The following is a 15972-nucleotide window of genomic DNA, read 5'->3' as shown; positions in this document are numbered from 1 at the left end:
TGGGAGCCTGGCGCGACCGCCCCCGACCCGGAGGAACCGATGGAGATCGCCGCGCGCCGCCAAGAGCTGGAGACCCGCTTCACGCCGTGGGAGCCGATGGCGCTCGACGCGCGCCTCGACCGGTGCGCCGACCGCTACGCGGACCGCCCGCTGGTCGTCACCGACGACGTCACCTGGACCTACGCGCAGGTCCGCGACCTCTCCGTCCGGCTCGCCGACGGCCTCGCCGCGCTCGGCATCGGCCCCGAGCATCGCGTCGGGATCCTGATGACCAACTACCCCGAGTTCGTGCCGGCGAAGTTCGCCGCCGCGCGGACGGGCGCGATCAGCGTGCCGCTCAACTTCCGCTACCGCAGGGAGGAGCTGGCGTACGTGCTGCGCCAGTCGCAGTGCTCGGTGCTGATCACGATGACCGGCTTCGACGGGATGGACTACCTCGCGATGCTCGACGAGATCGCGCCCGGCTGGGAGCGGGGCGGCGGCGAGGCGCTGCCCGACCTCAGACACGTCGTCGTGCTGTCGACCGATGGCCGGGAACGCGACGGGGCGATGACGCTCGACGAGCTCGCGCAGCTCGGCGACCGCAACCCCGGCGCCAGCGCGGCCGGCCGGCGCGCCCCCGGCGACGTCGGCGACATGCTCTACACGTCCGGCACGACCGGCAGCCCCAAGGGCGTCCTCGTGACCCACGACGCCGTCCAGCGGACCGCCTACGGCAGCGCCCTCACGCGCGCCTTCCAGGACGGCCGCCGCGTGTTGTTCTCGCTGCCCTGCTACCACATGTTCGGCTACGTCGAGGGGCTGCTCGCGACGATGCTCGTCGGCGGCGCCGTCGTGATGCAGACCGGCTTCGACCCCGGCGAGTACCTGCGCGCGATCGAGCAGCACCGCGCCGACGACATGCTGTGCGTGCCGACGATGACCGTCGCGCTGCTCGAGCACCCCGACCGCAAGCGGCGCGACCTCTCCTCGCTGACCGCGCTGCTGTCGGGCGCCGCGCCCGCCCCCGCGTGGCTCTACGAGCGCTGCCGCGACGACCTCGGCGTGACGGAGATGACGACCGGCTACGGCATGACCGAGTGCGGCGGGGCGATGACGCTGACGCTGCCCGAGGACCCGATCGAGCGGCACGTGACGACCGTCGGCCGCCCGAAGCTCGCCGGCGCCGCCGGGCTGCCGGAGCGCGGCGGCGCGCTCGTCGAGTACGCCGTCGCCGACCCGGCGACCGGCGCCCGGCTCGCGGACGGCGAGGAGGGCGAGCTGATCTCCCGCGGCCCGACGATGATGACCGCCTTCTGGGGCAAACCCGAGGAGACGGCGCAGACGCTGCGCGACGGCTGGGTCTTCTCGGGCGACCTCGGCCGCATCACGCCCGACGGCTACCTCCAGGTGACCGGGCGCAGCAAGGAGCTCTACAAGAGCGGCGGCGAGCTGGTGATGCCGAAGGAGATCGAGGAGCTGCTGTGCGCCCACGACGGCATCAGCCAGGCGTTCGCGATCGGCGTGCCCGACGACCGCTGGGGCGAGATCGGGCTGGTCTGGATCGTGCGCGCGCCCGGCGCGACCGTCACCGAGGAGGAGGTGATCGCCTTGTGCAAGCAGAGACTGGCGCGCTTCAAGGTGCCCAAGCACGTGCTGTTCGCGAGCGCCGAGGAGCTGCCGATGACGCCGACGGGGAAGGTCCAGAAGTTCCGCCTCGTGACGCGGGCGCAGGAGCGGCTGAGCAGCCCCGCGTGAGCCCGCCTTCGCAGCCCGCGACGCCGGCGACGGTCGTCGACACCCCGCAGCAGGCGGCGGCGCTGCCGAGCCCGCCCCTGATCGTCCGGCGGCCGCTGGAGGCGCTGCTCGACCGCCACGGCATCGGCAGCGGGCCGCTCGACGTCGTCGTGATCGGCGAGGGCGAGTCGAACGTGACGCTCGCGCTCCGCCGGCACGGGGCGCGGGCCGTGCTGCGCCGGCCGCCGCGCTCCTTGGGGCTGCGGGGACGGCGCGGCGTGCTGCACGAGGCGCGCCTGCTGGAGCTGCTCGGGCCGACCGCGGCGCGCGCGCCGCGGCTGCTGCTCGCCTGCCCCGACGCGTCGGTGATCGGCGCCCCCTTCTACGTGATGGAGGAGGTCCCGGGCGCGGTCATCACCTCGGCGCTCCCGGCCGAGCTCGACCGGCCCGGCGCGCGCGACGCGATCGCCGACGAGCTGGTCGATGCGCTCGTGGAGCTGCACGCGCTGGAGCTGGAGTCGACCGGCCTGCGGGAGATCGGGAGGGCGGCCGACTTCCTCGAGCGCCACCTGCGCCGCTGGGCCGGGATCTGGGAGCGCCACCGCACCCGCGAGGTCCCGGCGCTCGACGAGGTGACGCGCTGGCTGCAGGCCAACCGGCCCGAGCCGGCCGCCCCCGCGACGCTCGTCCACGGCGACTACCGGCTCGCGAACGTCGTCTTCTCGGCCGGTCCCGCGACGCGGCTGCGCGCCGTCCTCGACTGGGAGCTGGCGACGATCGGCGATCCGCTCTGCGACCTGGCCTGGATGCTGACGACCTGGCCCGACCCCGGCGACGAGGCCGGCACGCTGCTGACGATGGCGGGGACGGTCGCGGCCGGCGGCTTCCCCACGCGCGCGGAGATGGCGGCGCGCTACGCGGAGCGATCGGGCCGGTCGGTCGCCGGGCTCGGCTGGTACATGACGCTCGCGCTGTGGCGGACGGCGATCGGCCTGGAGGCGCTGCTGGAGCGCGCCCTCGACGGCGCCGTCGAGGACGCCTTCCTGCGCGAGCTCGCGGTCGGCGTGCCGGAGCTCGCCGACCGCGCCCGCGACGCGACGCGCGCGGCGTGAGGCCCAGGCCTCCGCGCGCGGCGCGACGCCCGCGGCGCGACGCGCCGCGCGCGGCGTGACGGCGCCTACGCGGGGATCGAGAGCGAGTCGCCCGCGCTCTCGGCGCTCTCGGCGCTGAGCATGCCGGTGAGGCGCTGCGCCGCGACGCTGACGGCGCGCGCGTACTGCGGCTCGGCGCGGCGCAGCAGCTGCGTCGGCATCGAGACGCTCAGCGCCGCGACGACGCGCGAGCTGGCGTCGCGCACCGGCGCCGCCACGCACGAGAGCCCGGCGTGGTTCTCCTCGAAGTCGAACGCGACGCCGTCCCTGCGGGCCGCCTCGAGCTGCGCCTGCAGCTCCCGGACCGAGCCGACGGTCGCGCGCGTGAAGGCGGGCAGCCCGTCGGTCGTGGCGCGCTCCTCGACCTCGTCCCAGCGCCGATGGGCGAGCAGCATCTTGCCGAGCGCCGTCGAGTGGCCGGGCAGCCGCACGCCGGGCGTGCGCTCGGGCAGGCCGATGCCGGCCGGGCGCCCCGCGACGGCGACGCAGACGAGGCGCCGGCCGTCCCAGGTCGCCACGCTCGACGCCTGGCCGAGGCGGTGCGCCATCTGCCGCGTCACGGCGTCGGCGTGGCGCTGGAAGCCGTCGGCCTCGACGAGGTTGCGGCTCATCGCCAGCAGCCGCCAGCCGAGCCGGTAGCGACCGCTCGGAAGCCGCTCGAGCAGGCCGATCCCGGCCAGGCTCGCGAGCATGTCATGGGCGTTCGACTTCGGCAGCGAGAGGGCGAGGGAAACCTCCGTCACCCCCCACTCCGGCCTGTCGGTCGTGAACAGCTTCAGCACCTTGCCGACCCGGGCGACAGTGTTGAGCACCGACTCTCTCCTCTCCTCCGGCGCGGGCCTTCGACCGCCCGCACGGAACTTCCTGACCGGACAACATGTGCGAACATCCCGGCCGCGACGCCCACGAGGGGCCAACGGCGTCGCCCGGGACCCGCCGCCATCGCAGCCGCAGCGGGGTGCGACCGTCGCTGGGACGGCAGCGGATCGGCAGCTCTCCAAGCTCCCTCCTCCACATGCCGGCGATCGTATCAGACAGCGTGTCCGGTCATTAAGTCCGGCGTGCCTGTCGCGCGCCATCTTCCCCCGCGGCGCGCGACAGGTCGCGGTGCGTCAGTGGTCGCCGACCGGGACCTCAGGCGCGTTCTCGAACGGCGAGACCTGTCTGAAGCCGTCGCCGTCGGGCTCGATCAACTGCAGGCCGCGCGGGCCGGTGTGGTCCTCCGCGGTCCATCTCAGCCCGCGCACGCCGCCCTCGTCGAGCGAGAACGACGCGAGCGCGTCGAGCACCTGCTCGCGCGAGGGCGTCTTGCCGCCCGCTGCCTCGACCGCCTGTTCGAGCACGCCGGCGCAGACCTTGCCGGCCGCGAAGCCCTCGATGCTGAGGAAGTCCTCGGCGTCGACCTCCGGGAAGCGTCTCTCCATCGAGGCGCGGTAGTCGGCGAGCACGGGGTCGTCGGCGGTCGGGAAGGGCGTCGCGAACACGACCTTGCCGTCGAGCGCCGCGCCGCCCAGCTCGAGCAGCTGTCTGTTCTGCGCCGCGAACGTGAGGCCCCACTGCGGCGTGTAGCCGACGCGGGCGGTCGCGCGGGCGAGCTGGCCGATCACGGGCGCGACGTGGTTGACGACGACGACGTCGGCGCCCGACGCCTTCAGCTTGGCGGCGGCCGGCGCGAGGTCGGTGGCGGCCGCGTTGAACTTCACGACCGCCGCCGGCTTCAGGCCGGCGCGCTCCAGCTGCAGCTCCGCGCCCTCGCGGAACGGCAGGCCGACGCCGTCCTCGGTGTAGGCGATCGCGACCTTCCTCAGCCCGCGCTCGCCGGTGAAGTGGTCGACCAGCCGCGCCGCCGCCATGCCGTACGGCGTCAGCATCTGGAAGGCGGTCGAGTCGGGCGGGAACAGCGCCGGCTCGCCGCTCTGGGCGACGCTCCCCACCCGCTTGGCCTGGAGGTACGGCGCGATCGCCGTCAGCCCGCCGGAACCCTGGTTGGAGCAGAGCATCACGACGTTCTCGCCCTCGACCAGCTCGCGCGCCGCCTTCGGCGTCTGCGCGGGTTTGAACTGGTCGTCGCGGACGACGATCTTGACCCTGTGGCCGCCGATGCCGCCCCTGTCGTTGACGTCGGCGAAGGCCGCGCGCATGCCGGCGTAGGAGTTGCTGAGCGCCTGCTGCGGGCCCGACAGCGGCATGATCGTGCCGACGACGATCTCCCCGTCCCCGCCGCCGGTCGACGAGCTCTCCTCGCCGGACCCGCAGCCGGCCGCGAACGCCGCGCCGACCAGGAGTCCGCACACGGCCGACTTCCGTCCTCGCATCTTTCTCCTCCGTCGTAGGGGATCGACGGCGACCGACCGTCGCGGCGGGGCGCGGCCGGGGCCAAACGGCGTCCGTGAGTGGCGGACAGGTCGGCGCGCGCCCGAGCGTCCGGCACTGCCGGACGCCGATGGCCGGCTCGGAGGCCGGGCATATCCTGCGCGCCATGGACTTCGCCACGGTGGTACGGACCTCCGCACGCAGCTACGCCGCCAACGACGCGGTCTGGTTCGAGGGGCGGACGCTCACCTACGCCGAGCTGTACGAACGCGCCTGTCGGCTCGCCTGCGGGCTGAGCGATCTCGGCGTGCGGCCCTCCGACCGGGTCGCCGTGCTCTCCGACAACGTCTTCGAGACGGTCGAGATCGCCGCGGCCTGCGCGCTCGGCAACACGCCGGTCGCGACGCTGTACACGTACTACACCGGCGAGACCAACGCCTACCTGCTGCGCCTGCTCGACGCGCGCGTGCTGATCGTCGACCACCGGCTGCTGGAGCGGATCGAGCCGCACCGCGACGAGCTCGCGGGCCTCGCGGCGATCGTCGTGCTGGGCGGCGACGGCGGGCCGGGGACGATCTCCTACGACGCGCTGCTCGCCTCCTCGCAGGCGCGCGACCCGCGGGTCGAGGTGCGCGGCGACGACGTCCACATCATCCGCTTCTCCAGCGGCACAACTGGCCGGCCGAAGGCGATGTACCACACCGTCGACGCGTGGCTGCGCTACAACGACGGCTGGCGCTGGATGACGCCGACGATCGACGAGCGCGACTGCTACCTCGCCGCCGGCTCGCTCGCCCACCTGGCCGTCGCCTACCTGTGGGGCATGCTGATGGTCGGCGCGACCGTGGCGCCGATGCCGAGCTTCGACGCCGCGCGCTTCGCCGAGCTCGTCGAGGAGCGCCGCGCGACCTACGCCGCGATGGTCCCGACGATGATCGCGATGGTGCTCGACGAGCCGAGCGCCTGGGAGCGCGACCTCACGAGCCTGCGCTGCCTCACCTACGCCGGCTCGCCGATCGCCCCGGAGACGATGCGGCGCGCCGTCGAGCTGTTCGGCGACTGCCTCCACCAGATGTACGCGCAGAGCGAGGTCGCGCCGGTGACGATGCTGCTGCCCCACCAGCACCGCCCCGACGGCAGCGAGCGCGAGCGGCGCCGGCTGCGCTCGGCCGGCCGGCCGCATCCGACCGTCGCGATCCGGATCGTCGACGACGAGGGCCGCGACCTGCCCGTCGGCGAGCTCGGCGAGGTCGCGGTCCGCTCGCCCGGCGCGATGAGCGGGATCTGGGGCGACGAGGAGGCGACGCGCGCCCGGCGCCTGCCCGACGGCAGCGTCCTGACGCGCGACATGGGCTACCTCGACGAGGACGGCTTCCTCTACCTCGCCGACCGCAAGGACGACATGATCATCTCGGGCGGCTACAACATCTGGCCGGCCGAGCTGGAGGCGGCGCTCGCCGAGCATCCCTCGATCGCCGAGGCGTGCGTGATCGGCGTGCCGCACCCGCGCTGGGGCGAGACGCCGAAGGCCGTCGTCGTGCTGGCGCCCGGCGCCGAGCTCGACGAGCAGGCGCTGATCGCGCACACCCGCGAGCGGGTCGGCCCGGTGAAGAAGGTGACCTCGGTCGAGGCGGTCGACGCGCTCCCGCGCAGCGGCGCCGGGAAGCTCCAGCGCACGGTCCTGCGCGAGCGCTACTGGCAGGGCACCGCGACCCGCGTCGGTGGCGCGTGACCGCCGGCGCCGCCGTCCCGTCGATCGTCGACACGCCGGAGCAGGCGGCCGCGCTGCCGCTGGCGCCGCTGCTCGTGCGGCGGCCGCTCGAGGCGCTGCTCGACGAGCACGGCCTCGGCACGGGCCCGCTGGAGGCGCGCGAGATCGGCAACGGCCACTCGAACGTCACCTTCCTGATCGCCCGGGAGGGCTTCCGCGCCGTCCTGCGGCGGCCGCCGCGGCCGCCCTACCAGGAGAGCGCGCATGACATGGTGCGCGAGGCGCGGATCGCGCGGGCGCTCGCGCCGACGGCCGTCCCGGTCCCGGAGGTCCTGCTCGTCCGCGAGGAGAGCGACGTGCTCGGCGTGCCGTTCTACGTGATGGCCGAGCTGGAGGGCGACGTGATCACCGCGGAGGTCCCGGCGCAGCTCGACGACCCCGCCGGCCGCGCCGGGATCGCCGACCGCATGGTCGACACGCTCGCCGACCTCCACGCGCTCGACGTGCGCCGGCCGGAGTTGGCGGCGCTCGGGCGCCCCGACGGCTACCTCGACCGCCAGCTGCGCCGTTTCCTCGCGATCTGGGACCGCCATCGGACCCGCGACATCGAGGCGATCGAGCGCGTCGGCGACTGGCTGGTCGCGCAGCGCCCGCGCTCCAACGACGTCGCGCTCGTGCACGGCGACTTCCGGCCCGCGAACGTGATGTGGGCGCGCCGCGCGCCGGCGACGATCGCCGGCGTGCTCGACTGGGAGCTGGCGACGCTCGGCGACCCGCTGTGCGACGTCGGCTGGCTGCTGTCGACCTGGCCCGAGGAGGGCGACGCCACCGGCACGCTGCTGTCGGAGGCGCGCGGCATCGGCAAGGGCGGCTTCCCCGGCCGCGCCGCGCTCGCCGAGCGCTACGCCGAGCGCTCCGGCCGCTCGGTGGCGGACCTCGCCTGGTACACGGCGTTCGCGTTCTGGCGCGCCGCGGTCGGGCTCGAGTCGTTCTACAAGCGCGCGCTCGCCGGCACGACGACCGACCCGTTCATCCATCGGCTCGAGCACGGCGTGCCCGAGCTCGCCGAGCGCGCCCAGCAGGCCGTCGCCGCGGCGCGGTAGGCGCCGGCCCCCGCCGCGCCGCGCTGGCCCGCGCCGGCCCGCGCCGCCCGCCCGCCCGCCCCGCTGAGCGCAGGGCGAAGGCCCCGCCGGAGCGGGGCGCTTCTCGTTCCGCTCGGTGGGCGGCGGCCCGGCCGTCAGAGCGACGGCCGGTAGACGTATCTCGGGCTGCGGGTCACGGCGAACTCGAAGACGCCGACTCCCTCCGTCGCGCCGTCGAGGACGAACCGCGCCGGGCGGTCGGTCATCGGCGTGTCGAGCGTGCGCGGCGTGACGGTGCCGTCGAGCGTCCACGTCTCGTGCTCGACCACGTCGGCTCCGCGCCGCCTGCCGTGCCAGCCGCCGTAGCCGCCGCCGGAGAGGAAGCCGCCGCCGGGCGTCGCGTCGACGTCGAGCCGCAGGGTCCGCCCGGAGGCGGTCGTGAACTCGAACGCCGCGCGCGGGCAGTCGAGGCCGTCGTCGATCTCGACCGCGTGGCGGCCGGAGACGAGCGGATCGTCGACGCCGTCGACGCCCAGCACCGCGCCGTCGCAGTGGGTGACCGCGTTCTCCCGGTCGAGGTTGAAGAGGACGGCGACCGAGCAGTCGGGGAACTGGGCCTGGATCCAGGTGTGCAGGCCGCCGCGCTCGGAGACCAGCCGCACGCCGCGCGAGCGGTCGCGCTGGCCGAGCCAGCCGGTGACGTCGCGCCGCTCCCCGTCGAGCACCAGCGTGCCCTCGTAGCTGCCGGACTGGAAGAAGTGGGCGAAGTCGCTGACGCCGCCGCGCCCGTCGTCGAGCACGATCCGCTCGGTCTCCCACGGGTTCGTGCGCGCCCGCCAGACGACGTCGAGCTCGAAGCCGGCCGGGTTCTCGCCGACGACGAGCCGCCACGCCCTCAGCGGCTCGACGATCTCCCACGACAGCGGCCCGACGCCGGTCGCCGGCAGCCGGCCGCTCTCGTTCGAGAAGCGGACGTTGCGCTGCCTGCCGCCGTCGACGCGGATCAGGTAGCCGTCGACGACCTGCCGGTTGGGATACGAGCCCGCGCCGATCATGATCAGCGGCGTCGGCTCCGGGCCGTGGAGGTTGAAGTAGAAGCGGTCGAAGAACCGCTCGCTGCTGCCGACCGGCGGCTCGCCGATCAGCAGGTCCTGGTCGACGGTCAGGGTGGTCATGGCCTCCTCCCTACCGCTGCGCCGCGATCAGCGGCTCGAGCGGCAGCGTGTCCATGAACGCCTCGTCGCGGCAGAGCTGGTTGCCGCGCACGCCGCAGATGTCCATGCCGCTGACCGTGATCGTCTCGCCGCCGGCGCGATGGGTGATTCTGCAGTCCCACATGCACAGCTGGGCGTCCTGGCCGGCGAGGCGATGCTCCTCGACGACCGTGAACTGCATGTCCCAGACCTTGAAGAACTTCGTCAGGTACCGGCGCAGGTCGTCCTTGCCGACGATCCTGCCGCGCGTCTTCGGGTCGTTGTAGACGACGTCGTCGGTGTAGGTCGCGAGCGTCGCCTCGACGTCGAGGCTGTTCCACGCGGCGATGCAGTCGCGGGTCGCCTTGAAGATCTGCTCGTCGGTCAGCGAAGGTGCGGTGGCGCTCATGCCTCTCCTCCCGGGGTTGTCAACGCGACGCACACGACCACAGCATCGCCGACGTCGCGAGGCCCATCCGACTATCTCGGCCGGTAGCCGGTCACGCCGTCCGCGAGCGGCGTCGGCACGAGCAGCTCGTCGGCCGCGAGCCGCCCGAGCAGGCCGACGATCGTGCTCGCGCTGAGCCACGGCCAGGAGAAGGCCGTTCTCGGCCACAGCCGCCGGGCGACCGCGCAGGCGCTCAGCGCCTCGCCCGGCGCGAACAGGTCGAGCACCCGCCGCGCCTGCTCGTCCTGGAAGGCGAGATGGCTCGCGATCGCCTCGCGCGGCCGCTCGAACGGCGGCCCGTGGCCGGGGACGACGAAGCCGTCGAGGTCGGCGAGCGACGCGGTCAGCGAGCGGCGGTAGCGCACCAGCCGCTCGCAGCGGGCGGCCTCCTCGGCGTAGCCCGACGCGCAGTCCATCGGACGGTCGAGCATCGGCATCGAGGCGTGGTCGCGCATCAGGTGGTCGCCGCTGATCACGATGCCGTTCGCGGCGTCGAGGAAGACGGTGTCGCTCTCGCTGTGGCCGGGCCGGTGGAGCGCCTCGAACACGCCCCCGCCGATCGTCACGGCGTCGCCGGCCGCCAGCGGCCGGTCGACCCGCACACCCGCGGCCCAGCGGGCCTCCGCCCCCAGCCGCGAGCCGGTCTCGTGCGCGATCTCGGCGGGGAAGCCGTGGACCGACAGCGCGACGCGCGCGAACGCGACGTCCCGCGCCACCTGGGCGTCGTAGTCGCCGAGATAGCGCGACCTGCTCCAGCGCCGCCACGGTCGCGCCGGAGCGGCGCACGACCTCGGCGGCCAGCCCGACGTGGTCGACGTGGTGGTGGGTGATCACCACCTGCTCGATCTGCTCGACGGTGCGGCCGAGCCCGGCGCACGCCGCCTCCAGGCGGCCGATCGCGCCCGGCAGCAGGCTGCCGGCGTCGATCAGCGTGAACGGGTCGCCGTCGACCAGCCAGGCGTTGACCGAGCCGACCGCATATCCCGACTCCAGCTCGACGCGGTGAAAGCGCGACCGCAATCCGTTCATCGCCGGTGAGCGTCGCCGCCCGACCGCCGCCGCGCCAGCGGCATGCGAGATATCCGAAAGGCGGTTGGAGCGCCGCCGAGGTGACGGATAGCGTCGACGCCCCGCTGACAAGGAGGAGAGCGATGGGCCTCTACGGGCTTGCCGACTCGCTGTATCGCAACCGCCTGGCACGCCAGGGCGACGCCGACCGCGCCGCCCTGGTCTTCGAGGACCGCAGCATCAGCTACGGCGAGCTCGAAGCGCGCGTGCGCCGGCTCGCGACGGGGCTCGCGAACGCCGGCTTCAGAGCGGAGGATCGCTGCGCGATCCTGCTCTACAACCGCCCCGAGTACGTCGAGCTGTACTACGCGATCGCCCATCTCGGCGGCGTCGCGGTGCCGCTCAACTACTTCCTGAAGGGCCCGGAGATCGCCTACGCGCTCGACGACTCGGGCGCCCGCTGGCTCGTCCACGAGCCGGCCTTCGACGACGTCGTCGACGCGATCGCCGACGACCTCTCCCCCGACCTGCGGACGATCTCGCTGACCGACGGCGCGACCGACGCGCTCCGCTACGAGGAGCTCGTCGCCGCCGGCGCGGCGGCCGACGCGCCGATCGCGCCGACCTCCCCCGAGGACCTCTTCCTGCTCCAGTACACCTCCGGCACGACCGGCCTCCCGAAGGCCGCGATGCACTCGCACGGCAACATCCTCTTCAACGCGCTGACCCAGGTCGCCGAGTTCTCGATGACCGAGCAGGACGTCCACCTCGTCGTGCCGGCGCTCTGCTGGGGCGCCGGCTTCCACGACTACACGGTCGCGACCTGGTGGCGGGGCGGCACGGTCGTGCTGCGGCGCAGCGGCGGCTTCAGCGGCGAGGAGTTCTGCGAGCTGGTCGAGCGCCATCGGATCTCGATCGTCCTGCTCGTCCCCTCCGTGCTGCGCCTCGTGCTCGAAGGCGACAGCCTCGAGCGGCGCGACATGTCGTCGCTGCGGCTGATCCTCTGCGGCGGCGAGCACGTCCCGATCGAGGCGATCGAGGACCTCCAGCGCCGGCTCCCGAGATGCCAGTTCCTGCAGGGCTACGGGCTGACCGAGTTCCCGACGATCATGACCTACCTCGACGGCGAGCACGCGATCTCCAAGCGCGGCTCGGCCGGGCGCGCCTCGATCAGCGCGGTCGTGCGGGTCGTCGACGAGCACGGCGCCGACACGCCGCCCGGCGAGCCCGGGCAGATCATCTGCCGCTCGCCGGCCGTCACCCACGGCTACCTCGGCCGCCGCGACGCGACCGGCACGACGCTCGTCGACGGCTGGCTGCACACCGGCGACCGCGGCTGGGTCGACGACGACGGCTTCCTCTACATCGCGGGCCGCGTGAAGGACATGATCATCAGCGGCGGCCTGAACGTCTACCCGGCCGAGATCGAGCGCGTCCTCGGCGCCCATCCGGCGGTCAGGGAGGCCGCCGTCGTCGGCGTCCCGCACGACCGCTACGGCGAGGTCGGCCGCGCGATCGTCGTCGTCGAGGAGCCCGACGCGGTCGACCAGGGCGAGCTCGAGGCGCTCTGCCGCGAGCGGCTCGCCAACTTCAAGGTCCCGCACGAGTGGGAGATCCGGCAGGAGCCGCTTCCCCGCACGACCTCCGGGAAGGTCCAGAAGTTCCTGCTGGTGCCGGCGCGTGAGCGCCGCTGACCGCGCGCCGGAGGCGGCCGCGCGCTCGCGCGTCGTCGTCGACACGCACGCCGAGGCCGCCGGCCTGCCGCTGCCGCCGCTGCTGGTGCGCGAGCCGCTGGAGCGGCTGCTCGACGAGCACGGGATCGGCAGCGGCCCGCTCGAGGCCGAGCTGCTCGGCGAGGGCCACTCGAACGTGACCTTCCTGCTGCGGCGCGGCGGGACGGAGGCGGTGCTGCGCCGTCCGCCGCGCCCGCCGTTCGCCCCCGGCGCCCACGACGTGCTGCGCGAGGCGCGGTTCCTGGCCGCGCTCGACGGCACCGGGGCGCGCGCGCCCGAGGTGCTGCTGACCGCCGACGACCGCGAGCTGCTCGACGTGCCGTTCTACGTGATGGCGAAGGTCGAGGGGCATGTGATCACCTCGACGCTGCCCTCCGCGCTCGACCCGCCTGCGCAGCGGCGCCGGATCGCCGACGAGCTGGTCGACGGCCTCGTCGAGCTCCACCGCGTCGACGCGCGCGCGCCGGCGATCGCCGCCTTCGGCGACGGCGAGCGGTTCCTGGAGCGGCAGCTGCGGCGCTGGAGCCGCATCTGGGAGCAGCGCCGCGCGCGCGACCTCCCCGAGGTCGAGCAGGTGCTGGCGTGGCTGGCCGCCAACCGCCCGCGCCAGGCCGACACGACCGTCGTCCACGGCGACTACCGCCTCGGCAACGTCGTCTTCGCGCCGGAGGCGCCGGCGCGGCTGGCCGCGATCCTCGACTGGGAGATCGCGACCGTCGGCGACCCGCTCGTCGACCTCGGCTGGCTGCTGGCGTCGTGGCCGGAGCCCGGCGACGACGACGGCGCGATCCTCTCGCTCGCCGGCGCGGTCGCCGGCGGCGACTTCCCCGGCCGCGCCGAGCTGGCCGAGCGCTACGCCGCCGGATCGGGCCGGCCGCTCCGCGACGTCGGCTGGTACACGACGTTCGCGTTCTGGCGCGGCGCGATCGGGCTGGAGACGATCTACGCGCAGGCCGTCCGCGGCACGACCGACGACCCCTACGCGCTCGCGCTGGAGAGCGGCGTGCCCGAGCTGGCGCGCCGGGCGCTGCGCGAGGCGCGGGCGGCCCGCTGACCGCCCCGCCGCCGTGGCGCGCCGCCGGGCGCGCCACGGCGGCGCGCTCAGCCGCCGAAGTAGGCCTCGGCGACCAGCTGCTCGCCGGCCTCGCCGTCGAGCGAGCGGGTGACGCGCCCCTGGTCGAGCAGCAGCACCTCGTCGCAGACCGCCTTCAGCAGGTACGGGTTCTGCTCCATCAGGATCAGCGCGACACCCGTCTGGCGGATGCCGACGAGCGCCTCCGCGAGCCCGTCGATCGCGACCGGCGAGAGCCCCAGCGACGGCTCGTCGAGCACGATCGCACGCGGCTGCTGCACGAGCGCCCGGCCGATCGCCAGCCACTGCTGCTCGCCGCCGCTCAGCGAGCCGGCGCGGTCGTGCGCCTTGCGCTCGAGGATCGGGAAGCGCTCCTGGACCGCGCGCAGCTCCGCCGCGCCGAGCTTGACGCCGGCGCCGTAGGCGGCGACCTCGAGGTTCTCCTGGACGGAGAGGTCGGCGAAGATCATCCGCCCCTCGGGGACGTGCGACAGCCGGGCGCGCACCCGCGCGCGGCTGTCCTTCGCGGTCACGTCGTCGCCGCCGAGCAGCACGCTGCCGTCGATCGCGCGCAGCGCGCCCGTGAGCGTCTGCGCCAGGCAGGTCTTGCCGGCGCCGTTGCGCCCGATCACGCCGAGCGCCGCGCCGGCGCCGACGTCGAGGTCGATGCCGTGCAGCACTGGGACGCCGCTGCGGTAGCCGGCATGGAGGTTGACGGCGCGAAGCATCAGCGGACCTCTTCCTTGGAGCCGACCTGCACGTTCTCGCCGAGGTAGGCGACGCGGACCTGCTCGTCGCGGACGACCTCCTCGGCCGGCCCGGAGGCCAGCGCCTGGCCGGCAGCCAGCACGAGCAGCTCCGGGCAGAGCGCGGTGACGAGCGGGACGTCGTGCTCGACGAGGCAGACCGCGACCTGCGGATGGTCGCCGCAGTACGCCTCGATCGCGGCGATCAGCTCGGCGCGCTCCTCGCGGCTGAGCCCGGCCGCCGGCTCGTCGAGCAGCAGCACGGCCGGATCGGCCGCCGCGCCGCGCGCCACCTCGGCCATCTTGCGCACGCCGTACGGGACCTCGTCCGGCAGGCCCTCCGCATAGGCGGCGCAGCCGAACCGCTCGAGCGCCGCCTCGCTGCGCGCGGCCTCCTCGGCCGCCGAGGAGCCGCGGACCCGCCGTCCCAGCGCCGCGCCGAGGCGGACGTTCTCCGCGATCGTGAGGCTGGCGGCGAGCTGTGGGTGCTGGAAGGTGCGGACGATCCCGAGCCGCGCCCGCGCACCGGGCCCCAGCCGCTCGATCGGCCGCTCCCCGAAGCGGATCGCGCCCGCGCTGGCGCGGTAGACGCCGCTCAGCACGTTCAGCAGCGTCGTCTTCCCGGAGCCGTTGGGCCCGATCAGGCCGAGCCGCCGTCCCGGCGCCAGCGCGACGTCGACCTCTCTCAGCGCGTGCACGCCGCCGAAGCGCATGCAGACGCCCTCTCCGCGCAGCATCTCCGTCGTCATCGTCCCTTCCTCCGCATCAGCGGTGCGACCAGCCACCGTTCGAGCACCTGTCCGAGGCCTCCGCTGCCCGCCAGCAGCGCGAGCAGCAGGACGACGCCGAAGACGATCCCGCTCGCGGAGGCCGGCACGACCGACTGGATGTTCGGCGGCAGCGTCCCGACCAGCAGCCCTCCCAGCCACGCGCCGACGACGCTCCGCGAGCCGCCGACGAGGCCGCCCGCCAGCAGCGAGATCGACAGGAAGAGCGTGAACACGGTCGGGTTGAGGAAGCCGACCGCGAGCGCGTAGCAGAGCCCGGCGATGCCGCCGAGCAGCGCCGCCCAGGTCCAGACGCCGATCTTCAGCAGCGTCGAGCGCAGCCCGAAGCTGCGCGCCGCGTGCGGCGACTCGCCGACGGTCAGCAGCCTGCTGCCGACCGAGCGGCTGAACATCCACAGGCTCACGGCGGCGAGCGCGACGAAGAGGATCACCACGATCGCGAGCAGCGTCGTCGAGGAGCCGTCGATCAGCGTGCCGCCGACGATCGGCGGGGTGATCGCGGTCCCGGCGTCGCCGCCGGTGATGCTCGACAGCGCGATCGTGAGGTCGGGGATCGCGTAGGCGAGCGCGAAGGTCGCCAGCGCCGTGAAGAGGCCGGTCAGCCGCACGGTCGGGATCGCGATCAGCGCGCCGAGCACGATGCTCACGACGACGACCGCGAGCACGACGGCGGGCAGCGCCCACCCCTCTCTCAGCGTGTACGCGGCGGTGTAGGCGCCGATCGCCATGAAGGCGCCGGCGCTCAGGTTGATCTCGCCGAGCGTCGCGGTGATCGCGTTGTTGCCGAGGATCGCGATCCCGTAGATCGTCCCGATCACCAGCGAGTACGTCAGCGGGCTGTCGCCGGTCATGCCGGCGAGCAGCACGACCGCGGCGACGACGGCGAGCAGCAGCAGGCGGCCGGGGAGCAGCGCTCCTCGGCCGGTCCGCACGGAGGCCGCGATCCGCGCCATCTGCGGCGCGCGTCCGTTGGGGGACGTCGCGGCGGCGTTCGTCGTGCTCATCTGCTCC

At 74.3% G+C, this 15972-nt stretch carries 14 protein-coding genes and 1 pseudogene; 6 read left to right on the top strand and 9 right to left on the bottom strand.

Features of this window, described 5'->3' with window-relative positions:
* Positions 1-39 precede the first annotated feature (39 nt).
* Complete coding sequence (locus BDZ31_RS17325) at positions 40-1737, top strand: class I adenylate-forming enzyme family protein (RefSeq protein ID WP_183343611.1); 1698 nt, start codon at positions 40-42, stop codon at positions 1735-1737.
* Positions 1734-2828 carry a phosphotransferase gene (locus BDZ31_RS17320; protein WP_183343610.1) on the top strand — a complete coding sequence of 365 codons (1095 nt, stop codon included), beginning with the start codon at positions 1734-1736 and terminating at the stop codon, positions 2826-2828. The genes BDZ31_RS17325 and BDZ31_RS17320 overlap by 4 nt, the downstream gene beginning before the upstream one ends.
* A gap of 65 nt (positions 2829-2893) precedes the next feature.
* Here BDZ31_RS17320 and BDZ31_RS17315 read toward each other — a convergent pair whose 3' ends face one another.
* Entirely contained in the window at positions 2894-3679 is a 786-nt protein-coding gene (locus BDZ31_RS17315; RefSeq protein ID WP_183343609.1) for an IclR family transcriptional regulator domain-containing protein, read from the bottom strand.
* A gap of 300 nt (positions 3680-3979) precedes the next feature.
* Complete coding sequence (locus BDZ31_RS17310; protein WP_183343608.1) at positions 3980-5161, bottom strand: ABC transporter substrate-binding protein; 1182 nt, start codon at positions 5159-5161, stop codon at positions 3980-3982.
* A gap of 185 nt (positions 5162-5346) precedes the next feature.
* Here BDZ31_RS17310 and BDZ31_RS17305 point away from each other — a divergent pair, with 185 nt between their 5' ends.
* Together BDZ31_RS17305 and BDZ31_RS17300 are read left to right on the top strand one after the other, a co-directional pair.
* Complete coding sequence (locus tag BDZ31_RS17305; protein WP_183343607.1) at positions 5347-6912, top strand: class I adenylate-forming enzyme family protein; 1566 nt, start codon at positions 5347-5349, stop codon at positions 6910-6912.
* The gene (locus BDZ31_RS17300) at positions 6909-7994 is read left to right on the top strand and encodes a phosphotransferase (protein ID WP_183343606.1); all 1086 of its coding nucleotides are present in this window, start codon (positions 6909-6911) and stop codon (positions 7992-7994) included. Before BDZ31_RS17305 ends, BDZ31_RS17300 begins: the two co-directional genes overlap by 4 nt.
* A gap of 134 nt (positions 7995-8128) precedes the next feature.
* On the opposite strand, the gene BDZ31_RS17295 is transcribed toward BDZ31_RS17300, so the two are convergent.
* From BDZ31_RS17295 to BDZ31_RS26250, 4 genes and pseudogenes are all read right to left on the bottom strand, one after another.
* Positions 8129-9148, bottom strand: coding sequence for an Rv3169 family protein (locus tag BDZ31_RS17295; RefSeq protein ID WP_183343605.1), 1020 nt, complete (start codon positions 9146-9148; stop codon positions 8129-8131).
* Positions 9149-9158: 10 nt separating this feature from the next.
* The gene (locus tag BDZ31_RS25100; RefSeq protein WP_246345386.1) at positions 9159-9575 is read right to left on the bottom strand and encodes a nuclear transport factor 2 family protein; all 417 of its coding nucleotides are present in this window, start codon (positions 9573-9575) and stop codon (positions 9159-9161) included.
* 71 nt (positions 9576-9646) lie between these two features.
* Complete coding sequence (locus BDZ31_RS25095; protein WP_246345384.1) at positions 9647-10330, bottom strand: MBL fold metallo-hydrolase; 684 nt, start codon at positions 10328-10330, stop codon at positions 9647-9649.
* A 31-nt stretch (positions 10331-10361) separates the two neighbouring features.
* Positions 10362-10643, bottom strand: a pseudogene (locus BDZ31_RS26250) (MBL fold metallo-hydrolase); the annotation flags it as partial.
* Between the two features lie 122 nt (positions 10644-10765).
* Between BDZ31_RS26250 and BDZ31_RS17285 the strand changes: the two are divergent.
* Both BDZ31_RS17285 and BDZ31_RS17280 read left to right on the top strand, forming a co-directional pair.
* Entirely contained in the window at positions 10766-12316 is a 1551-nt protein-coding gene (locus tag BDZ31_RS17285) for a class I adenylate-forming enzyme family protein (protein WP_183343603.1), read from the top strand.
* Positions 12303-13409 carry a phosphotransferase gene (locus tag BDZ31_RS17280; RefSeq protein WP_183343602.1) on the top strand — a complete coding sequence of 369 codons (1107 nt, stop codon included), beginning with the start codon at positions 12303-12305 and terminating at the stop codon, positions 13407-13409. The genes BDZ31_RS17285 and BDZ31_RS17280 overlap by 14 nt, the downstream gene beginning before the upstream one ends.
* A 47-nt stretch (positions 13410-13456) precedes the next feature.
* Here BDZ31_RS17280 and BDZ31_RS17275 read toward each other — a convergent pair whose 3' ends face one another.
* From BDZ31_RS17275 to BDZ31_RS17265, 3 genes are read right to left on the bottom strand one after another with little or no spacing between them, the layout of a single operon-like run.
* Entirely contained in the window at positions 13457-14155 is a 699-nt protein-coding gene (locus BDZ31_RS17275; RefSeq protein WP_183343601.1) for an ABC transporter ATP-binding protein, read from the bottom strand.
* Positions 14155-14922 carry an ABC transporter ATP-binding protein gene (locus tag BDZ31_RS17270; protein ID WP_183343754.1) on the bottom strand — a complete coding sequence of 256 codons (768 nt, stop codon included), beginning with the start codon at positions 14920-14922 and terminating at the stop codon, positions 14155-14157. Before BDZ31_RS17270 ends, BDZ31_RS17275 begins: the two co-directional genes overlap by 1 nt.
* On the bottom strand, positions 14919-15965 hold the full coding sequence (locus BDZ31_RS17265) for a branched-chain amino acid ABC transporter permease (RefSeq protein ID WP_183343600.1): 1047 nt from the start codon (positions 15963-15965) through the stop codon (positions 14919-14921). Before BDZ31_RS17265 ends, BDZ31_RS17270 begins: the two co-directional genes overlap by 4 nt.
* Between the last annotated feature and the right edge of the window lie 7 nt (positions 15966-15972).

It is taken from the genome of Conexibacter arvalis (assembly GCF_014199525.1).
GTDB classification, from domain to species: Bacteria; Actinomycetota; Thermoleophilia; order Solirubrobacterales; family Solirubrobacteraceae; genus Conexibacter; species Conexibacter arvalis.
The sequence above is the reverse complement of the archived record's forward strand: the minus strand, read 5'-3'. Positions and strand labels throughout refer to the sequence as shown.

Bases quoted from the DNA above. Each gene is read 5' to 3' on its own strand.
- BDZ31_RS17270 (WP_183343754.1), bottom strand. From the start codon at position 14,922: ATGACGACGGAGATGCTGCGCGGAGAGGGCGTCTGCATGCGCTTCGGC.
- BDZ31_RS17265 (WP_183343600.1), bottom strand. From the start codon at position 15,965: ATGAGCACGACGAACGCCGCCGCGACGTCCCCCAACGGACGCGCGCCG.
- BDZ31_RS17275 (WP_183343601.1), bottom strand. From the start codon at position 14,155: ATGCTTCGCGCCGTCAACCTCCATGCCGGCTACCGCAGCGGCGTCCCA.
- BDZ31_RS17305 (WP_183343607.1), top strand. From the start codon at position 5,347: ATGGACTTCGCCACGGTGGTACGGACCTCCGCACGCAGCTACGCCGCC.
- BDZ31_RS17325 (WP_183343611.1), top strand. From the start codon at position 40: ATGGAGATCGCCGCGCGCCGCCAAGAGCTGGAGACCCGCTTCACGCCG.
- BDZ31_RS25100 (WP_246345386.1), bottom strand. From the start codon at position 9,575: ATGAGCGCCACCGCACCTTCGCTGACCGACGAGCAGATCTTCAAGGCG.
- BDZ31_RS17295 (WP_183343605.1), bottom strand. From the start codon at position 9,148: ATGACCACCCTGACCGTCGACCAGGACCTGCTGATCGGCGAGCCGCCG.
- BDZ31_RS17285 (WP_183343603.1), top strand. From the start codon at position 10,766: ATGGGCCTCTACGGGCTTGCCGACTCGCTGTATCGCAACCGCCTGGCA.